17 protein-coding genes are annotated in these 17,016 nt (G+C 69.9%); 13 read left to right on the top strand and 4 right to left on the bottom strand.

Annotated elements, in window-relative coordinates; all coding sequences use genetic code 11:
* The first annotated feature begins 6 nt into the window (after positions 1 to 6).
* Both ASC95_RS24985 and ASC95_RS30940 read left to right on the top strand, forming a co-directional pair.
* Positions 7 to 978: an alpha-ketoacid dehydrogenase subunit beta gene (locus ASC95_RS24985; protein ID WP_057300342.1), complete on the top strand. Its 972-nt coding sequence runs from the start codon at positions 7 to 9 to the stop codon at positions 976 to 978.
* A 13-nt stretch (positions 979 to 991) separates the two neighbouring features.
* Positions 992 to 1,777: a PEP-CTERM sorting domain-containing protein gene (locus tag ASC95_RS30940; RefSeq protein ID WP_057300341.1), complete on the top strand. Its 786-nt coding sequence runs from the start codon at positions 992 to 994 to the stop codon at positions 1,775 to 1,777.
* 20 nt (positions 1,778 to 1,797) lie between these two features.
* On the opposite strand, the gene ASC95_RS24975 is transcribed toward ASC95_RS30940, so the two are convergent.
* From ASC95_RS24975 to ASC95_RS24960, 4 genes are all read right to left on the bottom strand, one after another.
* The gene (locus ASC95_RS24975; RefSeq protein ID WP_057300340.1) at positions 1,798 to 2,376 is read right to left on the bottom strand and encodes an ABC-type transport auxiliary lipoprotein family protein; all 579 of its coding nucleotides are present in this window, start codon (positions 2,374 to 2,376) and stop codon (positions 1,798 to 1,800) included.
* A complete protein-coding gene (locus tag ASC95_RS24970) occupies positions 2,373 to 3,329 on the bottom strand; it encodes an MlaD family protein (protein ID WP_057300339.1) in 957 nt (318 codons plus the stop codon). The genes ASC95_RS24975 and ASC95_RS24970 overlap by 4 nt, the downstream gene beginning before the upstream one ends.
* Positions 3,330 to 3,416: 87 nt before the next feature.
* Positions 3,417 to 4,265 (bottom strand): ABC transporter ATP-binding protein, encoded by an 849-nt coding sequence (locus ASC95_RS24965; protein ID WP_082568081.1) that lies wholly within the window; start codon positions 4,263 to 4,265, stop codon positions 3,417 to 3,419.
* 1 nt (position 4,266) lies between these two features.
* Positions 4,267 to 5,445 (bottom strand): ABC transporter permease, encoded by a 1,179-nt coding sequence (locus tag ASC95_RS24960; protein WP_082568080.1) that lies wholly within the window; start codon positions 5,443 to 5,445, stop codon positions 4,267 to 4,269.
* A 103-nt stretch (positions 5,446 to 5,548) separates the two neighbouring features.
* Here ASC95_RS24960 and ASC95_RS24955 point away from each other — a divergent pair, with 103 nt between their 5' ends.
* The 11 genes from ASC95_RS24955 to ASC95_RS24905 all read left to right on the top strand — a co-directional run bounded on the left by ASC95_RS24955 (position 5,549) and on the right by ASC95_RS24905 (position 17,013).
* A complete protein-coding gene (locus ASC95_RS24955; RefSeq protein WP_057300338.1) occupies positions 5,549 to 7,759 on the top strand; it encodes a hypothetical protein in 2,211 nt (736 codons plus the stop codon).
* Positions 7,760 to 7,994: 235 nt separating this feature from the next.
* Positions 7,995 to 8,630: an RNA polymerase sigma factor gene (locus tag ASC95_RS24950; RefSeq protein ID WP_082568079.1), complete on the top strand. Its 636-nt coding sequence runs from the start codon at positions 7,995 to 7,997 to the stop codon at positions 8,628 to 8,630.
* Positions 8,630 to 9,241, top strand: a complete 612-nt coding sequence (locus ASC95_RS24945; RefSeq protein ID WP_057300337.1) for a zf-HC2 domain-containing protein — start codon at positions 8,630 to 8,632, stop codon at positions 9,239 to 9,241. The genes ASC95_RS24950 and ASC95_RS24945 overlap by 1 nt, the downstream gene beginning before the upstream one ends.
* Positions 9,242 to 9,255: 14 nt before the next feature.
* Positions 9,256 to 10,443: a S8 family serine peptidase gene (locus tag ASC95_RS24940; protein ID WP_057300336.1), complete on the top strand. Its 1,188-nt coding sequence runs from the start codon at positions 9,256 to 9,258 to the stop codon at positions 10,441 to 10,443.
* The gene (locus tag ASC95_RS24935; RefSeq protein ID WP_057300335.1) at positions 10,443 to 11,153 is read left to right on the top strand and encodes a TorF family putative porin; all 711 of its coding nucleotides are present in this window, start codon (positions 10,443 to 10,445) and stop codon (positions 11,151 to 11,153) included. Before ASC95_RS24940 ends, ASC95_RS24935 begins: the two co-directional genes overlap by 1 nt.
* Before the next feature lie 73 nt (positions 11,154 to 11,226).
* Positions 11,227 to 11,676: a hypothetical protein gene (locus tag ASC95_RS24930; protein ID WP_057300334.1), complete on the top strand. Its 450-nt coding sequence runs from the start codon at positions 11,227 to 11,229 to the stop codon at positions 11,674 to 11,676.
* Positions 11,673 to 12,755: a hypothetical protein gene (locus ASC95_RS31240; RefSeq protein WP_057300333.1), complete on the top strand. Its 1,083-nt coding sequence runs from the start codon at positions 11,673 to 11,675 to the stop codon at positions 12,753 to 12,755. Before ASC95_RS24930 ends, ASC95_RS31240 begins: the two co-directional genes overlap by 4 nt.
* Positions 12,742 to 13,749 carry a radical SAM protein gene (locus ASC95_RS24920; protein ID WP_057300332.1) on the top strand — a complete coding sequence of 336 codons (1,008 nt, stop codon included), beginning with the start codon at positions 12,742 to 12,744 and terminating at the stop codon, positions 13,747 to 13,749. Before ASC95_RS31240 ends, ASC95_RS24920 begins: the two co-directional genes overlap by 14 nt.
* Positions 13,746 to 14,411, top strand: coding sequence for a class I SAM-dependent methyltransferase (locus tag ASC95_RS24915; protein WP_057300331.1), 666 nt, complete (start codon positions 13,746 to 13,748; stop codon positions 14,409 to 14,411). Before ASC95_RS24920 ends, ASC95_RS24915 begins: the two co-directional genes overlap by 4 nt.
* Positions 14,408 to 15,538 carry an amidohydrolase family protein gene (locus tag ASC95_RS24910; protein WP_057300330.1) on the top strand — a complete coding sequence of 377 codons (1,131 nt, stop codon included), beginning with the start codon at positions 14,408 to 14,410 and terminating at the stop codon, positions 15,536 to 15,538. The genes ASC95_RS24915 and ASC95_RS24910 overlap by 4 nt, the downstream gene beginning before the upstream one ends.
* Positions 15,535 to 17,013: a radical SAM protein gene (locus tag ASC95_RS24905; RefSeq protein WP_057300329.1), complete on the top strand. Its 1,479-nt coding sequence runs from the start codon at positions 15,535 to 15,537 to the stop codon at positions 17,011 to 17,013. Before ASC95_RS24910 ends, ASC95_RS24905 begins: the two co-directional genes overlap by 4 nt.
* Positions 17,014 to 17,016 lie beyond the last annotated feature (3 nt).

Raw genomic sequence — 17,016 nt, 5'->3', positions numbered from 1 at the left:
CGAGAGATGCAAACGATGACTTCCCAGCAAGCGCTGATGGCAGCGCTGCGCCGTGCGATGGCGGCCGACGAGCGCGTCTTCTTCATCGGCGAGGGCGTGGCCACCAAGAATCCCGAGCTGCTGGCCGCCTTCGGTGCCGAGCGTGTGCGCAACACGCCGCTGGCTGAGGCCAGCATCGTCGGCTGTGCCGTGGGTGCCGCGGCCATGGGCCTGCGCCCCGTCGTGGACCTGCTGTACTCGCCCTTCCTGATGCTGGCCATGGACGCGTTGGTCAACAGCGCCGGCAAGCTCGGGGCGCTGAGCGGGGGGCAGTTCGAGTTCCCGATGGTGGTGCTGGCCCAGACCGGGGCCGGCTGGGCCATCGGCGGCCAGCACAACCACAACCTGGAGGCGCTGTTTGCCCACGTGTCCGGCCTGCAGGTGCTGATGCCCAGCACGCCGAGCGACACCGCCGGGCTGCTGACCGGCGCCCTGAGTCAGCCTCTGCCCAGCCTGCTGTTCAGCGACATCGGCCTGGCCCATGCGCCGGGCGATGTGAATGGCGACGAGCTGCTGCTGCCCGGGTGCGCTGCGGTGCGCCGGCGCGGCGACGCGCTGACGCTGGTGGGCTACGGCAAGACCGTCGGCCATTGCCTCACCGCTGCGCTGACCTTGCAGGCGGAGGGCGTGGAGGCCGAAGTCATCGACCTGCGCAGCCTCAAGCCGCTGGACACGGCCACCGTGCTGACTTCAGTGCGCAAGACCGGCCGCCTGCTGTGCGTGACCGAGGCCAGCGGCCTGTGCGGCCTGGCGGCTGAGCTGTGCGCCGTCGTCGCCGAAGAGGCCTTTGCCGACCTGAAGGCCGCACCCCAGCGCCTGACCGGTCCCGACGCCCCGGCGCTGGCCAGCTGGCCGCTGGAGCAGGCCGCCGTGCCCCAGCCCGAACAGATCGCCGCCCGCGCGCGGGCACTGATGAACACCCAACCCCTGAATGTCTGAACTTGAGACCACCATGAACAAGACCTCGATGACTCTCGCGCTGGCCCTGGCCAGCGCCACCCTGCTGACCTTCACCGCGCAAGCCGCGACGCCCAACTACGGCAGCTACGCCGGTACGACAGGCGGCACCCGCAGCGGTGGCGAGGGCAGCTTCTCGGCCATGGCCAACACGCCGTCGTATTACAAGTACTCCTATGCCTGGGGCATGGCAGGCCTTGGCGACGGCACGCTGCACGCAGCCTCCAGCGCCACACCCTGCCCGGGCTGCCGTGCCAAGACGGGCGCCGAATCGGTGGCCCGCTTCTGGGACACGGTGACCTTCCAGAACGGCCAGAACCTCGGTCTGGCCAACCTCAGCGTCAGCATCGATGGCACGCTGACGCCTGGCGGCAATGCGCTGGCCTGGACACGCTTTTATGTCGGCGACCCCAAGGCCGATTTCTTCGATCGCCTGAACGACTATGCCCCTGCCGTGCAGCTGAAATCCGGCACGACGGTCTTTGGCGATGAGCTGGCCATCCCCCTGGGCAACAGCAAGGTCTTCATCTTCGCCGAGCTCTACACCTCGGCCGTCGCGCTGCCCTATGCCGGCAGCCCCAACACCAGCGCCGACTTCGGCAACACCCTGCACTTCAACTGGACCCTGCCAGACGGTGTGATGACGAGCTCGGCCTCCGGCCAGTTCATGACAGCGGCAGCCGTGCCCGAGCCGTCGAGCTGGATGATGGCCTGCGCCGGCCTGCTGGTGCTGGGCTGGCTGCAGCGCCGCCGCGCCGGTCGGTCGCGCGATAGAGGCTGAGCTGGCAGCCGACATTGGACTCAGCGGCAGGCCGATGCCGCCAGCCATTCGGCCAGCTGCGGCAGCAGTTCGTCCACCGCCTGGGCCATGGCACGCACGGCGCCGGGTGCGTCCGGCGTGGCGGCAGGCCGCTCGATGCGCCAGTGCCGTTGCATGCTGGGGCCGGTGCCGCCCGCCGGCCCCAGCGTCGCATGCAGGCGCAGCACGACCTGGCTGCTCGTGGGGCTGGTGAACACCTGCTCGAACTCGTCGAGGTTGACTGCCAGCAGAGGCGCGAGCCTGCCGCTGCAGGCGGATGGCGTTGTGAGCTGCTCGCGCAAGCGCTGCGTCAGCAGCGCCGCGGGTGGCGCAGCCCATACGCTGTCGCGATAATGCTCCAGGCGCTGGGCCTGCTGAAAGCTGAGGCGATAGGCGATGCCGTCGCCCGACAGCCAGGGTGGCGCCGTCACATCGGCTACGCGCCAGGCCAGCGCACCACCACTGGCGGCCGCTGCAGGCGCGGGGCCGAGGTCATAGACGGCCCGGGGTGGCGCCGTCGGTGCGAGAGAGCAGGCACTCAATGCCAGCGCGACGGCCAGCAGGATCGATGTTGCTTTCATTTCTTCAGGCGCTCTGCAAAGCCGGCCTCGCCGGGCCCGGGCGGCCGCGCACTGCGGCCGAACAGCAGGCTCTGCGGCTGGTCGCCGAGGTCGTTGGCGGCACGCTCGATGCTGCGGCTGGCGGCTGACACGTCAGCCAGCACGGGGCGGGTGCGCGGCGGCGCGTCGCCGACCAGCGCGAGCTCGAGGTTGCGGCTGGTGGCCTGCACCTGGGCGGCGGCCGCCTCCAGCTGGTCCAGCGCCTTGGTGCGGGCCTTCAGGTCCTGGGCGAGCAACTGGCCGTCGGCGGCCAGTGCCTCGATGCGGATCAGCGCGGCCTGGGCGCGCTGGGCGGTGGTGTCGGCGTCCTTCAGCAGCGCCGGCAGCTCGCGGGCGCCAGGTTGCAGGGCGGCCATCAGCTTGCTGGTGTCGCCGGCAGCCTGCTGCAGCTCGGCGAGCGTCTTGCCGAGCTGGGCGCGGTTGTCGTCGCTGAGCAGGGCGTTGAGCCGGTTGGCCGTCTCGGCAAAGCCGGCGATCAGGCCCGGCCCGCTCTCGGCCAGGCGATCCAGCAGCGTGGGCCGCAGCGCGAGGCGGGTGCCGGGTGTAGCGCGCTGTAGGGTGCCCTTGGTATCAGCCTCTTCCAGGCCGACAAAGGACAGACCCGTGACGCCCTGCAGGCCGAGCTGCGCATAGGTTTGGGTCGACACGGGCGCGGCCGCATCGACGGCGATGCCGACGAGGATCTGGCGCGGATCGGCCGGGTCGAAGCCAATCGTCTCGACGTAGCCCACCTCGACACCGCGCAGCTTGACCGGCGCCTTCAGGTTCAAGCCGGGCACGCCGCTGCGGGCGACGACGGTGTAGCGCACGCGCTCGGTACGGTCGCCCTGGAACCAGGCGACGCTGGCTGCCAGCATGAGGCCAAGCAGCAGCAGAAAGAGGCCGGCGGCCAAGGCGTGGGCTTTGTTTTCCATGTCAGTGGCGCCCGGCCGTCCGAAGGCACTGACGCGCCCCCTCGGGGGGCAGCGAGCAAAGCGAGCGTGGGGGTTGATTCATTTTGTTCAGACGTTAGCGTCTTCTCGCAGTACGGCCGGCACGCCGCCCTCATCGCTGGTGTCGTCCAGGCTGAGGCGGAAACGCCGCACATCTTCCTCGGCGCAGCGCTCGACATGGCCGAGGAAGAAGTTGCGCACAAAGGAATGCGGCAGGCGCGCGACCTCGGACAGTGGGCCGCTGGCGATGATGCGTTGGTCGGCCAGCACGGCGACACGGTCGACGACGGCGAACAGGGTGTCGACATCGTGCGTGACCATGACGACGGTCAGGCCCAGCTCCTGGCGCAGCCGGCGCAGCAGCTTGACGAACTGCTTGGCGCTGTCGGGGTCCAGGCCGGCGGTGGGTTCGTCCAGGAACAGCAGCTGCGGGTCCAGGATCAGCGCCCGCGCCAGTGACACGCGCTTGACCATGCCGCCCGACAGCTCGGCCGGGCGCTTCAGCGCGTCCTCGGGCTTGAGGCCGACCTGCGCCAGCTTGAGCATGACCAGCGGCTTGACGAGGTCGGCCGGCACGCTCTTGAGTTCGCGCAGGGGCAAGGCGACGTTGTCGTAGACGCTCAGCGCCGAGAACAGCGCGCCGGCCTGGAACAGCACGCCCCAGCGGTAGCGCACGCACTCCAGGTCGCGCACCGCGCAGCGGCCCAAGGGGTGGCCGAAGATCTTGACGCTGCCGGCCTGGGGCACTTCCAGGCCGAGGAGCAGGCGCAGCAGCGTTGTCTTGCCCGAGCCCGAGCCGCCGATCAGCGCCACCACCTCGCCGCGGTGCACGGTCAGGTTGAGGTTGCGATGGATGACATGGCCGCCATAGGCCGTGGTCACGTTCTCGACTTCGATGATGGGTTCCAGGTTTTCCATCTCAAACGCCTACGGTGGAGAACAAGACTGCGAACACTGCGTCGACGACGATGACCAGCGTGATGGCCGTGACGACCGACTGCGTGACGCTCTGGCCCAGGCTCTCGGTATTGGGTTTCACGCGCAGCCCGAAATGGCAGGCCAGCAGCGCGATGAGCCCGCCGAAGAGGATGGACTTGGCCCAGCCCAGCCACAGGTTGACCGGCTCGACGACGCTGGGCAGGGTGTGCAGGAACTGCGTCGGGTCCAGCCCCAGCTGGGCGCGGGCCGCCGCCATGCCGCCCAACAGCATCAGGGCGCTCGTCCACACCGCCACGAGCGGCAGCGAGATGGACAGCGCGATGACCTTGGGCGCCACCAGGCGCACCGTGTGCGAGATGCCCATGACCGACAGCGCGTCCAGCTCCTGCGTGACCCGCATGACACCGATCTGCGCCGTCATCGCCGAACCCGAGCGGCCGGCGACGATGATGGCCGCCAGCAGCGGTCCAAGCTCGCGCAGTACCGCCAGGCCGAGGATGTTGATGACGAAGATGTCGGCGCCGTAGGCTTTCAACTGCCTCGAGATCAGATAGGACAGCGTCAGCCCGACGAGAAAGCCCACCAGGGCCGTGATCGGCAACGCCTGGGCACCGGTGCGGTAGACATTGGCCGAGATCTCGCGCCAGCCGATCAGCGAGGGGTGGCGCAGCATCTGCACGAAGTCCAGCAGCAGTCGGCCCACCAGGGCGACGATGTCGATGCCATGGCGGGCGAAGGCCAGGGTCTTCAGGCTGGCCAGTTCCAGCCCGGGGCCGAGGCTGCGCTTGCGCTTCGGGAAGGCAGTGGGCTGCATGAACTGCGAGAACAGCGTCACGTGCTCGGGCAGCCACAGCAGCCGCCGCGGCGGCTTGCGGCCCCAGCCCTGCCACAGCGTCAGCGCTCCGGCGGTGTCCAGTCGCCCCAGGGTGCGCAGGTCCCACAGCGCATCGGGGGTCTCGGCAACGGCGGCAGCCACCCGCTGGCGGAACTCGTCGTAGCGCTCGCGCAGGGCCAGCACCGTCCAGTCACCGCTGACCCGCCATTCACGCGCGCCGCCGGCCTCGGTGCCGCCCGCAACGAGCTGTGGCGCGGCGTCGGGAGATTCACCGGTCCCGACTGCAATCGGGTTGTCCAGGGGCAAGGCGCCGGCTTCGCTCATGCCGCAACGATAGCGCCTCCCAAGTCTTGATGAGGAGAGGGTGCCAATGGCTTTGCCGGCGCCGTAGGTGGCGCCGACACTCTCCTCGCTTTCGGGAGACCCCATGGACCGCTTCATCCGCCGCGCCGACCCGCGCACCCTGAGCGTGCGCGACCTGCTGGAGGCGCGCGACCAGTACCACGTCCACATCGCCAACCTGCCGACCGTCATCGGCACGGCCATGGGCCGCTACCGCATCCGGCTGGACGATCCCAACTATGCGGACGAGCATGCCGAGCAGACCGGCAAGGAGCTCGGCCCCCGGACGCTGGACAACAGCAATTTCCGGCCCTGGTCCTGGCCCTGCGTGCTGGTCTTCGTCACCGAATGGCTGGACCGCAAGACGCTGTCCCGCCACCCCGAGCTGGCGGTGCCGCCGGTGCTCTACCTGCCCGACGGCCGCCAGGTGCGCACCTGCCCCGTGCTCGTGCAGCGGCGCGTGGCCAACCTGCCACCGGCCGACACGGCCCTCTATGCCGCGGACAAGTTCGGCCCCAATTTCCAGGTCCATGTGGCCGACCAGGGCGCGACGCGCATGGGCGTCGCCTCGGCCATCGTCGAGGACGGCGCCTGCGCCTTCGCCCTCGTCAGCCGCCACGTGACCTCGGGCACCGAGCCCGGCGCGCCAGTCTTTGCGCTGCCGCGTGGCAAGAAGGTCGGCATTGGGCACATCACGTCGCGCAGCGTCGACGCGCTGCCGCTGGCCGACATCTACCCCGGCTTTGCCGGCCGCGATACCCGGCTGACGCTGGACGCCGCCCTCGTCAAACTCGACAGCATCGGCTCGACCAATTCCCAGTACCTGGGCGTCGGCGGTTTCGGCCCCGTCATCGACCTGAGCTCCGACAAGATGAGCCTCAACCTGATCGGCTGCCCGCTGTTCACGGAGCTGCCGGGTGGCATCCGCACCGAGGGCTGCGTGCACGGGCTGTTCTACCGCCATGCCAGCGTGGGCGGCGTGGACGCGCTGGCGGAATTCCTCATCGGCCCGCGCCGGCCGGGCCAGACCGTGCAGACGCGCCCGGGCGACTCCGGTGCCGTGTGGTTCTGGGACGAGGTGGCCGACCGCACCGCCAAGGACCAGGGCGCCCCTGCGCCGGTGAACTTCCGACCGCTGGCCGTGCAATGGGGCGGCCATGGCTTCGGCGCCCTGCATTCGAACCGCGCCACCGAGTTCGCGCTGGCCACCGGCTTCAGTTCGCTGTGCAAGGCGCTGAACGTCGAGCTCGTCGAGGACTGGCGCAGCGGCCAGAGCCGCTACTGGGGCAAGGTCGGCCACTACAACATCGGTTATGCCGCCTGCTTCGCGCTGCAGACGGCCAAGGCCAAGGCCGTCTTCAAGGCCAATGCGACGGCCATCGGCGTCAGCGACGAGGACATCACCGCCGGCAACCTGCCAGGTGCCACCCAGACGAGCAAATTCATCGCCCTGGCCGATGTGCCCGACCTGGTGTGGCGCAGCACCCGAGGCAAGGACAAGGCCAACCACTTCGCCGACATGGACGAGCCCGGCCGTGGGCCCACCTTCCAGGGCAGGACGCTGATCCAGCTCTGGCAGCAGGACTCGGCGTCGCGCGACCCGCAGGTGTGGGACCAGTTCTACAGCAGCATCGACCCCGCCCGCAAACCCGCGCAGCGTGGCGCGCTGCCTTTTCGCGTTGCCGAGCTCTACAAGGTCATGGTGCAGGCCGCTGCCGCCAAGCAGCTCGACGCCTACGTCTGCGCCGCCGGCGTGCTGGCCCACTACATCGGCGATGCCTGCCAGCCCCTGCATGTCTCGCATCTGCACCATGGCCAGGCGGACGACGCCGACGACGACAAGGTGCACGCCGTCTACGAGGACGACATGCTGAACCAGGCGGCCGACGAGGTGGTGGTCGGCGTCAAGCAGCGCGTGGGTGCGGCGGCGAAGCGCCCGCTGTTCAAGGGCTCCATGGCCGCGGCGGACGCCGTCGTGCAGCTGATGCGCCGCACCATCGAGGAGTTGCCGCCCGAGGAGGTGCTGGAGGTCTACCGCCGGGTGCATGGCCGCGGCCAGTCGGCGGCGATGTGGGCCGCACTGGGCGAGCGCACCATGAACCGCATGGCCGACGGCGCTGTCACGCTGGCGACGGTCTGGCAGTCGGCCTGGAAGGAAGGCAAGGGCGAGCAGAACTTCACCGCGGCCACCTGCAAGCTGCCGGTGCCCACCGCGCGGCTTAAGAAGCTCTATGACACCAAGGGCTTTGCCGAATCGCACTGGCTGCACGAAATGACGTTGGCCGGCCTGGCTTGAACTGCCCCTCGTCCAACCTCGCATCGCTGAACGCGAGCGAGTCTGGCCGGTCCCCCGAGGGGACGGCGATGCTCGCGGCATTGAGCCACGAGCACATCGCCAACGCGGGCCGGCTAGGGAGCGGCCCGTCGCTCGGCCCGCAAAACCCGGTTTCGGGGGGGGGCTCGCTACCATCGCTTTGAACCTCCTGGCCCCGAGCCGGGACTCATGCGCATTGGAACCCCGTGTGGCGAGCATGTTGAAGTGGCCGAGCATCAGAAAAAAGCGCGATGACGCCCCGGCAGTACCGGCTGCTTCTGCCCGCGGGCCGGCGGCCGAGGCGCTGGAACTGACCCTGCTGGAGGGCATCAAGCGCGGCCAGCGGGCTGAATTCGACGCCCTTTATCGGGTTTACCACCCCAGGCTGTGGCGCTTTCTGTCGCATCTGATGCGCCAGCCGGAGGCCATCGAGGAGGTGCTGAACGACACCCTGATGGTGGTCTGGCAGCGCGCCGACAGCTTCGACGGGCGCAGCAAGCTGTCGACCTGGATCTTCGGCATCGCCTATCGCAAGGCCCTGAAGGCGCTCAGCCGCCAGGACCTGCCGGTGGACGGCGACAGCGTGGAGGAGCCGTCCGACCCCGGGCCTGGGCCCGAGCAGCGCCTGGGGCTGGAACAGCTGCGCGGCCGGCTGCGCGGAGCGATGGCCGAGCTGTCACCGGAGCACCGCGCCGTCGTGGAGCTGTGCTACTTCCATGACATGGCCTATGCCGAAATCGCCGACGTCGTCGGCTGCCCGCCTGAGACCGTGAAGACGCGGATGTTTTACGCCCGGCGCCGGCTGCGCCTCCTGCTCGACGACCTCGCCGGGCTGGAGCAAGGAGAACTGTGATGAGTGTGGTGATCCCGATGGAACCTGATGAGCATGCAGCCATGCAGGCCTTGCTGCCCTGGTATGCGCGCGGTCAGCTGGCTGGTGACGAAATGGACACCGTGCAGCGCCATCTGCTGCATTGCGCCGCCTGCCGCAACGAGCTGGCGGCCGAGCAGCCCATGCAGACGCTGCTGAGCGTGGCCGGTGCTCCGCTGCACAGCGGCGACGTCGAGGCGGGACTGGCAAAGATGCATGCGCTGATGCAGCCGCTCAAGGCAAAACCTGTCCGTGCGCCGCGTTGGATGCCCTGGGCCCTGGGCCTGCAGGGCGCGGCCGTCGCGTTGTTGCTGTTCCTGGTGCTGGCGCCGCGCTCCGACGAGCCGGCCTACCAGGGCCTGTCCGCCAGCGGCAGCGTGCCGGTCGTGGCGGATGCCCTGGTGATGTTCAAGCCCGGCACCACCGAGAAGGCGGTGCGGGAACTGCTGAAAGCCCAGGGCGCCGGTGTCGTCGCCGGGCCCACCGAGACCGGCGCCTGGCTGCTGCGTGTCGACGCTCGCGGCCTGGCTGCCCTGCGCACGGCGCCCATCATCGCCCTGGCTGAGCCGCTGCAACCGGGTCCGGCGCAATGAGACTCTGGCGGCGCTTGCTGGTACTGCTGGCCTGCTGCCTGACCGGCGGTGGCGCCCATGCCCAGGCCGAGGACGCCCAGCGCCAGGTCCTCGTCATGCTGCAGCTGCCCAAGGCCCATTACCGGCCCGACGGCAGCTATGCGGGCACCTATGGCGAGGGCGTGGGCCGGCAGTCGCGCCAGCAGGTCGCCCAGTCACTGGCCCAGGCCCACAAGCTGGAGATGCGCAGCGAATGGGCCATGCCGCTGGCCGGCGTGGACTGCTTCGTCATGCGCCTGCCCGAGGGGGACACGCGCAGTTCGGCGAAGGTCGCCGAGGCTGTGGCCGAGGACAGGCGCGTCGCCTGGGCCCAGCCCGTCAGCCTCTACCGCGCCCAGGGCAGCCAGCAGGAGCCCCTCTACCAAGCCCAGCCGGCCGCAGGCCAGTGGCATCTGGCCGAGTTGCACCAGTTGGCCACCGGCCGTGGCGTGCGTGTGGCCATCGTCGACAGCGGCGTGGAGGCCAACCACCCCGACCTCGCCGGCCAGGTCACCGTCAACGAAAACTTCGTCGACGACAAGGCGCCGCCGGCCGAGGGCCACGGCACGGCGGTGGCCGGCATCATCGCGGCGCGGGCCGACAACGGCCTGGGCATCGCCGGCATCGCGCCTCAAGCCCGGTTGCTGGCCCTGCGCGCCTGCTGGCAGGCGGCGGGCACCCAGACGCTGTGCACCAGCCTGGGCCTGGCCAAGGCCTTGTACGCAGCCATCCAGCAGGGTGCCCACATCATCAACATGAGCCTGGGTGGGCCGGACGACCGGCTGCTCGCGCTGCTGCTGGACCAGGCCCAGGCGCGCGGCGCCACCGTGGTCGCGGCGATGCCGAGCGAGAACGGGCCCTTTCCGGCCAACCATCCCGGCGTGCTCGTCGTCGGCCTTGCGCCGCCACTGCCCGCAGGCGCCGTCATCGCGCCGGGGCGTGACGTGCCCAGCACGGCCGTGGGTGGCGGCTGGTCGTTGGTCTCGGGATCGTCCTTCGCGGCCGCGCATGCGACCGGCCTGCTCGCCCTGGTGCGCGAGCTCGACGGCACGCGCGGCACCCTGGCGCTGAAGACGGCCCTGGTCAACACCGCCCAGGGCCGCATCGACAGCTGCGCGACGCTGGCCCGCCACGCCGGCACTCGCGGCGCAACCTGCACGATGCTGGGGCAAACTGCCGATTGATGTTTCCCCCCGCGCACCTGGCCCGACTGACGACGCTGGTCGCCACGCTGCTGGCCGGCGCGGGCGCAGCCTGGGCCGACGTGGGCGGCACGCTGTCGCTGCAGACGGATGCGCGGGAGCGCGGCATGTCGTACAGCGCCAACCGTCCCAGCGCCCAGCTTGGCCTGGCCTGGGACGGCGAGGCCGGCTGGTATGGTGGGGCACAGCTGGCGCATGCCCGCTTCTCCCAACGGCGTGGCGCCGCGCTGCAGCTCTATGGCGGCCGGGTCTTCGGCCTGGCGCCGGGCCTGGACGGCGAGGCCGGCATCGTGGCCCATGCCTATGAGAACGTGTCGAACTACGACTATCAGGAGGTCTATGCCGGCCTGCTGGGAGAACGCTGGAACCTGCGCGCGTACGTCTCGCCCGACTACTACGGTATTGGCCAGCGCAGCGTCTATGCCGAGTTCAACCTGCGATGGCCGCTGGCGCGGGGCGTGGCAGCCTTGGGTCATGTTGGCCTGCTGCATGGCCGCGGCGGTCGGGCCTCGCCCTATGCCGAGCCGCATGGCGCGACGCGTGCAGACCTGCGCCTGGGTGCCTCCTGGCAACTTGGCACGAGCAGCGAGCTGCAGCTTGCCTGGACAGCAGCCGGCCGCGGCGGGCCCTATACCTGGACGGACGCGACACGCCGGCGCACGCTGGTGCTCGGCCTGACGACCGCGTTCTGAATCCCTAGCTTGCCTTGAACCTGCGCTGCAGGCGCTGGCACTCACGCCGCAGTGAAGCCAGGAAAGGGCAGTGATGAAGATCTGGAAACCATGGGTGGTTGCGTTGGGCGCTGCGGCCGCTTTGATCGCGGGCTGTGGCGGCGGCAGCGGTGAAGGGCTGGACGCCAACGGCCGGCCGCTCGGCGAGGGCGACGACCCCAGCGGCCCGATGACGGCCAGCTTCAGCTCCATCCAGTCGCATGTGTTCACGCCGATCTGCACAGCCTGCCATGCCGGCGCGGCCGCGCCACGCGGCCTGCGGCTGGACGCGACCAACAGCTTCGCGATGCTGGTGGGTGTATCCAGCGGCGGCGTGCCGGCGCTCAAGCGCGTGGCGCCGGGCGATGCGGACAACAGCTACCTGATCCACAAGCTCGAAGGCCACCAGGCCGTCGGCGCGCGCATGCCGCTGGGCGGCCCCTATCTGGACGCCCAAACCATCGGCTTGATCCGCCAATGGATCAACAACGGAGCCCAGAAATGAAGGCCGCACGACTGCTTCTCGGCCTGGCCTTCGCGCTGCTGTTCTCAAGCGCCAGCGCCGAGCCCTATCTCGCCATCCGCGCCGGCCTCAAATGCGTGGCCTGCCATGTCAACCCAACCGGCGGCGGCCTGCGCAATGCGGTGGGCAACACCTTCGCGCAGAACGTCATCCCGGCCAACACATTGCCCGATGCACTTCAGGGCTGGACCGGCTCGCTGCTGGACGATCGCCTGCGCCTGGGTGGGGACCTGCGCACCGCGACGACGCGCACCTCCGTCTCGGGCCAGCCCACGCGCAGCGTTGGCGGTACCGAGCAGGTGCGCCTGTACGCCGACGTGCAGCTCATCAAGGACTACCTCGGCGCCTACCTCGACCAGCAGGTCGCGCCCGGCAAGTCCGAGCGCCAGGAGGCCTATGTGCGCCTGCAGACGCCCGGCCTGGGCTGGTATGCCAAGGCCGGCCAGTTCTACCTGCCCTTTGGCTGGCGCCTGCAGGACAGCCTGGCCTTCGTTCGCCAGCTCAGCGGGGTCAGCATGACCGTGCCCGACAAGGGCCTGGAGCTGGGGCACGAAAGCGATGACTGGTCCCTGCAGCTCGTGCGCAGCAACGGCCCAGGCAACACGGGCAATTCCAACGGCCACCAGACGACGGCCCAGGCCATCTGGATGCAGCCCTGGGGCCGCGTCGGCGCAGCGGCCGCGCAGGTCAAGTCGGCAGCGGGGAACCGCCAGGCTTACGGCCTCTTCGCCGGCACGACGACGGGGCCGGTGGCCTGGTTGGCCGAGATCGACATGATCAGCGATGCCGGCTATCCCGAGGGCAAGCGCAAGCAAGTCGCGACGCTGCTGGAGGCCAACTGGCTGGTGCAGCAGGGCCACAACCTGAAGCTCACCGGTGAGTACCTCGACCCCGACCGCCGTGTGGCCCATGACAACAAGGTGCGCTACAGCCTCGTCTACGAGTACACGCCCTTCGCCTTCGCACAGCTGCGCGCGGGCTATCGCAAGTTTGGTGGCATCCCGCAGAACGCGATCGACAACCGGCGGCAGAGCTTTGTCGAGCTGCATGGCATGTTCTAGTGCCATCGTCGAGCGGCCTGTTTCGCTGGCGCCGCCTATCGAGCGCCTGCCGCTGGCGACGCTCTACCTGACCGAGCGCTGCAATTCGCGCTGTGTCAGCTGCGACTACTGGCGGCATGGGCGGCGTGACATCGACATCCAGACCGTGAAGGGCCTGCTGCCGGGCCTGCGCGAGCTGGGTACCGAGACCGTCCTGGTCTCAGGCGGCGAGCCGCTGCTGCACCCACAATGGGCCGAGATCGCCGCTCTGCTGCGCGGCCAGGGCCACCAGCTCTGGCTGCTGACGGCTGGCCTTGCGTTGGCCAAGCACGCGGCCGAGGTGGCGCGATGGTTCGACCAGGTCACCGTGTCGCTGGACGGCAGCACCGCGGCGAGCTATGCGGCCATCCGCGGCCTGGACGCCTTCGAGGCCGTTTGCGCCGGCATCCGCGCTGCCGTGCACGAGGGCCTGGACGTGGGCCTGCGCGTGACCGTGCAGCGCGGCAATGCCGGTGAACTGGGCGATCTCGTGGCGCTCGCGCGCAAGCTCGGCGCTGCCAGCATCTCCTTCCTCGCCGCCGATGTCAGCCACGCCGAGGCCTTTGGCCGCCACCATGGTGAACCGGTCGACGGCGTTGCGCTGCGGGTCGAAGACCTGCCCGTGCTGACTCTTGCCCTTGACGCGCTGGAGCGCGACCACGCTGCCGACTTCGCCAGCGGCTTCATCGCCGAGACGCCGCCCAAGCTGCGCCGCATCGAGGCCCACTATCGCGCGCGCCTGGGCCTGGGCGAGCCTCCGCCGGTGCGCTGCAACGCGCCCGAGCACTCGGCCGTCATCGAGGCCGACGGTGGCCTGAGGCCCTGCTTCTTCATCGCCGGCAACTCGCGGCTTGGCGATGCAGGGCTGAGCGAGGGGCTGAACGCGCCCTCGATGCGCCGCTTGCGCGCTGCCATCCATGCCGGGAACCGGCCCGAATGTGCGCATTGCGTCTGTTCCAAGTGGTTCGCTTCATGAGTGCCTTTGCCAACGAAGCGGCCTACGACCTCTGGGCAGAAAGCTATCCGCCGCTGCCCCACAACCCGCTGATGCGCGCCGAGCAGGAAGCCGTGCTCGCCATGTGCCCCGACGTGGCGGGCCGGCGTGTGCTGGACCTGGCCTGCGGCAGCGGGCGCTACGGTCTTTTGCTTCAGCAGCGAGGCGCGGCCCTTGTTGTCGGCAGCGATCTGTCGGCCGGCATGCTGACGCGCGCGCCGCTCGCCCATCGCGTGCGGGCCGACATGCTGAACCTGCCTTTCGCGGCGGCCAGCTTCGACGTCATCGTCAGTGGCCTCGCCGTCGGCCACGCGCCCAGCCTGGACGCCTGGATGGCCGAGGCGGCCCGAGTGCTCGCGCCCGGCGGGCAGCTTGTCTATTCGGACTTCCATCCGGCCGCCGCGCGCGCCGGCATGACGCGCAGTTTCACCGACGCCGCCGGCCAGCGCCATGAGCTGCTGCATGCCCTGCACGACCCTGATGCCCATCTGGCAGCGGCCTGGCGGGCCGGCCTGGTGCTGGAGGCCAGTCGCGAGGTCTGCGTCGGCCGCGAGCTGTGCGAGCCCTTCACGGGCTCCGAAGCTTTCTATGCGCGGTGGAACGGCTTGGCTGTCGTGCTGGCAATGAGGCTGGTGAAACCATGAACTTGCACTTCGTCAATGCGGCCGATGGCATGAGCCTGGGCACGGATGGCGGGCGCATCGCTGCCGGAGCCGGTGGCCGGCGTGTGGACCTCGGTGGCGCCCGCTTGCTGCCCGGCCTCATCAATGCCCACGACCACCTGCAGCTCAACGCCGCGCTGCCGCGGCTGAAGTTCAGGGACCGCTATCGCAATGCCAGCGAATGGATCGCCGACATCACGCCGCGCCTGTCGACCGACCCACAGTTGCTGGCACATCGCGCCGTGCCGAGAGCCGAGCGGCTCTTCATCGGCGGCTTGAAGAACCTGCTCAGCGGCGTGACGTCGGTGGCCCACCACGACCCACACGATGCGGCGCTGGACGACGCGGGCTTCCCGGTCGATGTGCTCGAGCTGGGCGGCTGGTCGCATTCCCTCGCGCTGGATGGCGAGGAGGCCGTGCGCGAGTCCCGGCAGGCCGCGCGCCCGGGCCGCGCATGGATCGTCCATGCGGCGGAGGGCATCGACACGGCCGCGGCGCTGGAGTTTGACCGCCTCGAAGCCCTGGGCTGCATCGCTCCCAGAACACTGCTCGTGCATGGCCTGGGCCTGAATGCGGCTCAGCAGCGCCGCATGGTCGAAGCCCGCGCTGGCCTGATCTGGTGCCCCGGTTCCAACCTGCATCTCTTCGGCCGCACGCTGGATGCCGACTGGCTTTTTGCGTGCGGTCGATTGGCGTTGGGCAGCGATTCGCGCATCAGCGGCGGGCGTGACCTGCTGGCCGAGCTGGCCCTGGTACGTGAGCTGACGGGTTGGCGCGACGAGCGCCTGGAATCCTGGGTCACCGAGGGCGCCGCGCGCCTGCTGGGCCTGCATGACCGCGGCCGGCTGGATGTGGGCCTGCGCGCCGACCTGATCGCGCTGCCGGCGGGCCTGCCACTGGCGAGCGCGACGCGAGCCGACCTGCGCCTTGTCGTCTTGGCCGGCCGGCCGCTGTATGCCGATGCCGATCTCGGCGAGGCCCTCGGCCTCGTGCCGGTTCGCATCGACGGCCGGCCCAAGGCGCTGGCGCCGCATCTCGTCGCCGCGCTGCAGGCAACGCCTTTGCGTGAGCCCGGGCTGGAGCTGCTGCAAGAGGAAGTGCTGGCATGACGCGCATCCTCCTCATCAACCCGCGCATCACGTCCAACGCGCGCTTCCCGCTGGCCGTCATGCACCTGGCCGCGGCGCTCAAGGGCTGCTACGAAACGCGCATCCTTGACGGCAACCTCGACCGCCATCTGCCCGAGACCGCCGCGGCAGCGGTGCGCGACGGTGGCTACGTGGCCGTGGGCCTCTCGGTCATGGGTGGACCACAGCTGCCGGCGGCGCTGGCCGTGTCGCGCGCTATCCGCGCCGTCGCGCCGGAGCTGCCCATCGTCTGGGGCGGCTATTTCCCGACGCTGTGCACGGACGCGGCGCTGAACAGCGACTGCGTGGACTACGCACTGCGTGGCCAGGGCGAGCAGGGCTTCATGGAGCTGCTCGATGCGCTGAACAAGCGCACACCGCTGGACGAAGTTGCCGGCCTGTCATGGCGCCGCGACGGCGAGATCGTGCACAACGCCGACCGCGCCTTCTCGACGGCGCCGCTGCAACTCGACGTCAGCTACGACGAGGTCGACGACCCGCAGCGCTATGTCGGACCGACCTATCTCGGCCGACGCACCACCGGCTACCAGGCGGCCCTGGGCTGCCGCTACCGCTGCACCTTCTGCGGCGTGGCCGCGATGTTCCGCGGCAAGACGGCGTTGCCCGAGGCCGAACGCCTGGAGCGTGACCTGCGGCTATTGCAGACCCGCTTCGGCGCAGACTCGGTGCAGTTCTACGACCACAACTTCTTCGACCGCGAGGTCGACATGCAGCCGCTCCTGGAGGTGCTGGCGCGGCTGCAGATGCCCTGGTGGTGCTATGCCCGCGCCGACGCGCTGCAAGGCCTGTCCGCCGCGTCCTGGGCCCTGGTGCGGCGCAGCCGGTTGCGTATGGCCTATATCGGCGCCGAGTCACCCAGCGATGGCATGCTGCGTGACATGCGCAAGGGCACAAGGGTCGACCAGACCCTGGCCGTCGTCGAAACCTGCCGCGCCAACGGCGTGGTGCCCGAGCTTTCCTTCATGCTGGCGCCGCCGCATGACCCCGAGGGCGAGACGGAGAAAACTTTCGCCTTCATCCGCCAGGTCAAGCGCCTGCACCCGGCCGCCGAGATCATGTTGCACATCCACACGCCGCTGCCGCCGCGCCGGCTTGGCGATGGCCGCTGGACGCCCCGCGACCCCGCCCTGCCGCGCGGCTTCACCTTCCCAGACAGCGCCGACGCCTGGGCGCAGAAAGAATGGGTGGACTACTGGTGCCACAAGGATGCGCCCTGGCTCAGCCCCGCGCTGCGCGAGCGCATCCGCGACTTCCGCACCGTGCTGGGCTGTCGCTTCCCGACGCTGACGGACATCCGCGCACCCGGCTGGCAGAAGGCGGCGCTGCGTGCCGCTTCGGCCTGGCGCTACCGGACGGCGCGCTATGACAGCCCGCGTGAGCTGCGCTGGCTGGAGCGCGCCGTGAAGCTGTGGGACCCGCAACTGCACGCACTGTGAAGA

Origin of the sequence: Pelomonas sp. Root1217, assembly GCF_001425705.1 — a bacterium.
Classification (GTDB): Bacteria; Pseudomonadota; Gammaproteobacteria; order Burkholderiales; family Burkholderiaceae_C; genus Pelomonas.
Note: the sequence above shows the minus strand (reverse complement) of the source record. Positions and strands in the feature narration are given on the sequence as shown.

What these genes read in the sequence shown, in the direction of transcription:
- ASC95_RS31240 (WP_057300333.1), top strand. Translation starts at nt 11,673, where the DNA reads ATGAAGGCCGCACGACTGCTTCTCGGCCTGGCCTTCGCGCTGCTGTTC.
- ASC95_RS24920 (WP_057300332.1), top strand. Translation starts at nt 12,742, where the DNA reads ATGGCATGTTCTAGTGCCATCGTCGAGCGGCCTGTTTCGCTGGCGCCG.
- ASC95_RS24930 (WP_057300334.1), top strand. Translation starts at nt 11,227, where the DNA reads ATGAAGATCTGGAAACCATGGGTGGTTGCGTTGGGCGCTGCGGCCGCT.
- ASC95_RS24905 (WP_057300329.1), top strand. Translation starts at nt 15,535, where the DNA reads ATGACGCGCATCCTCCTCATCAACCCGCGCATCACGTCCAACGCGCGC.
- ASC95_RS24965 (WP_082568081.1), bottom strand. Translation starts at nt 4,265, where the DNA reads ATGGAAAACCTGGAACCCATCATCGAAGTCGAGAACGTGACCACGGCC.
- ASC95_RS24935 (WP_057300335.1), top strand. Translation starts at nt 10,443, where the DNA reads ATGTTTCCCCCCGCGCACCTGGCCCGACTGACGACGCTGGTCGCCACG.
- ASC95_RS24975 (WP_057300340.1), bottom strand. Translation starts at nt 2,376, where the DNA reads ATGAAAGCAACATCGATCCTGCTGGCCGTCGCGCTGGCATTGAGTGCC.
- ASC95_RS24950 (WP_082568079.1), top strand. Translation starts at nt 7,995, where the DNA reads ATGTTGAAGTGGCCGAGCATCAGAAAAAAGCGCGATGACGCCCCGGCA.
- ASC95_RS24970 (WP_057300339.1), bottom strand. Translation starts at nt 3,329, where the DNA reads ATGGAAAACAAAGCCCACGCCTTGGCCGCCGGCCTCTTTCTGCTGCTG.
- ASC95_RS24955 (WP_057300338.1), top strand. Translation starts at nt 5,549, where the DNA reads ATGGACCGCTTCATCCGCCGCGCCGACCCGCGCACCCTGAGCGTGCGC.
- ASC95_RS24910 (WP_057300330.1), top strand. Translation starts at nt 14,408, where the DNA reads ATGAACTTGCACTTCGTCAATGCGGCCGATGGCATGAGCCTGGGCACG.
- ASC95_RS30940 (WP_057300341.1), top strand. Translation starts at nt 992, where the DNA reads ATGAACAAGACCTCGATGACTCTCGCGCTGGCCCTGGCCAGCGCCACC.
- ASC95_RS24945 (WP_057300337.1), top strand. Translation starts at nt 8,630, where the DNA reads ATGAGTGTGGTGATCCCGATGGAACCTGATGAGCATGCAGCCATGCAG.
- ASC95_RS24915 (WP_057300331.1), top strand. Translation starts at nt 13,746, where the DNA reads ATGAGTGCCTTTGCCAACGAAGCGGCCTACGACCTCTGGGCAGAAAGC.
- ASC95_RS24985 (WP_057300342.1), top strand. Translation starts at nt 7, where the DNA reads ATGCAAACGATGACTTCCCAGCAAGCGCTGATGGCAGCGCTGCGCCGT.
- ASC95_RS24960 (WP_082568080.1), bottom strand. Translation starts at nt 5,445, where the DNA reads ATGAGCGAAGCCGGCGCCTTGCCCCTGGACAACCCGATTGCAGTCGGG.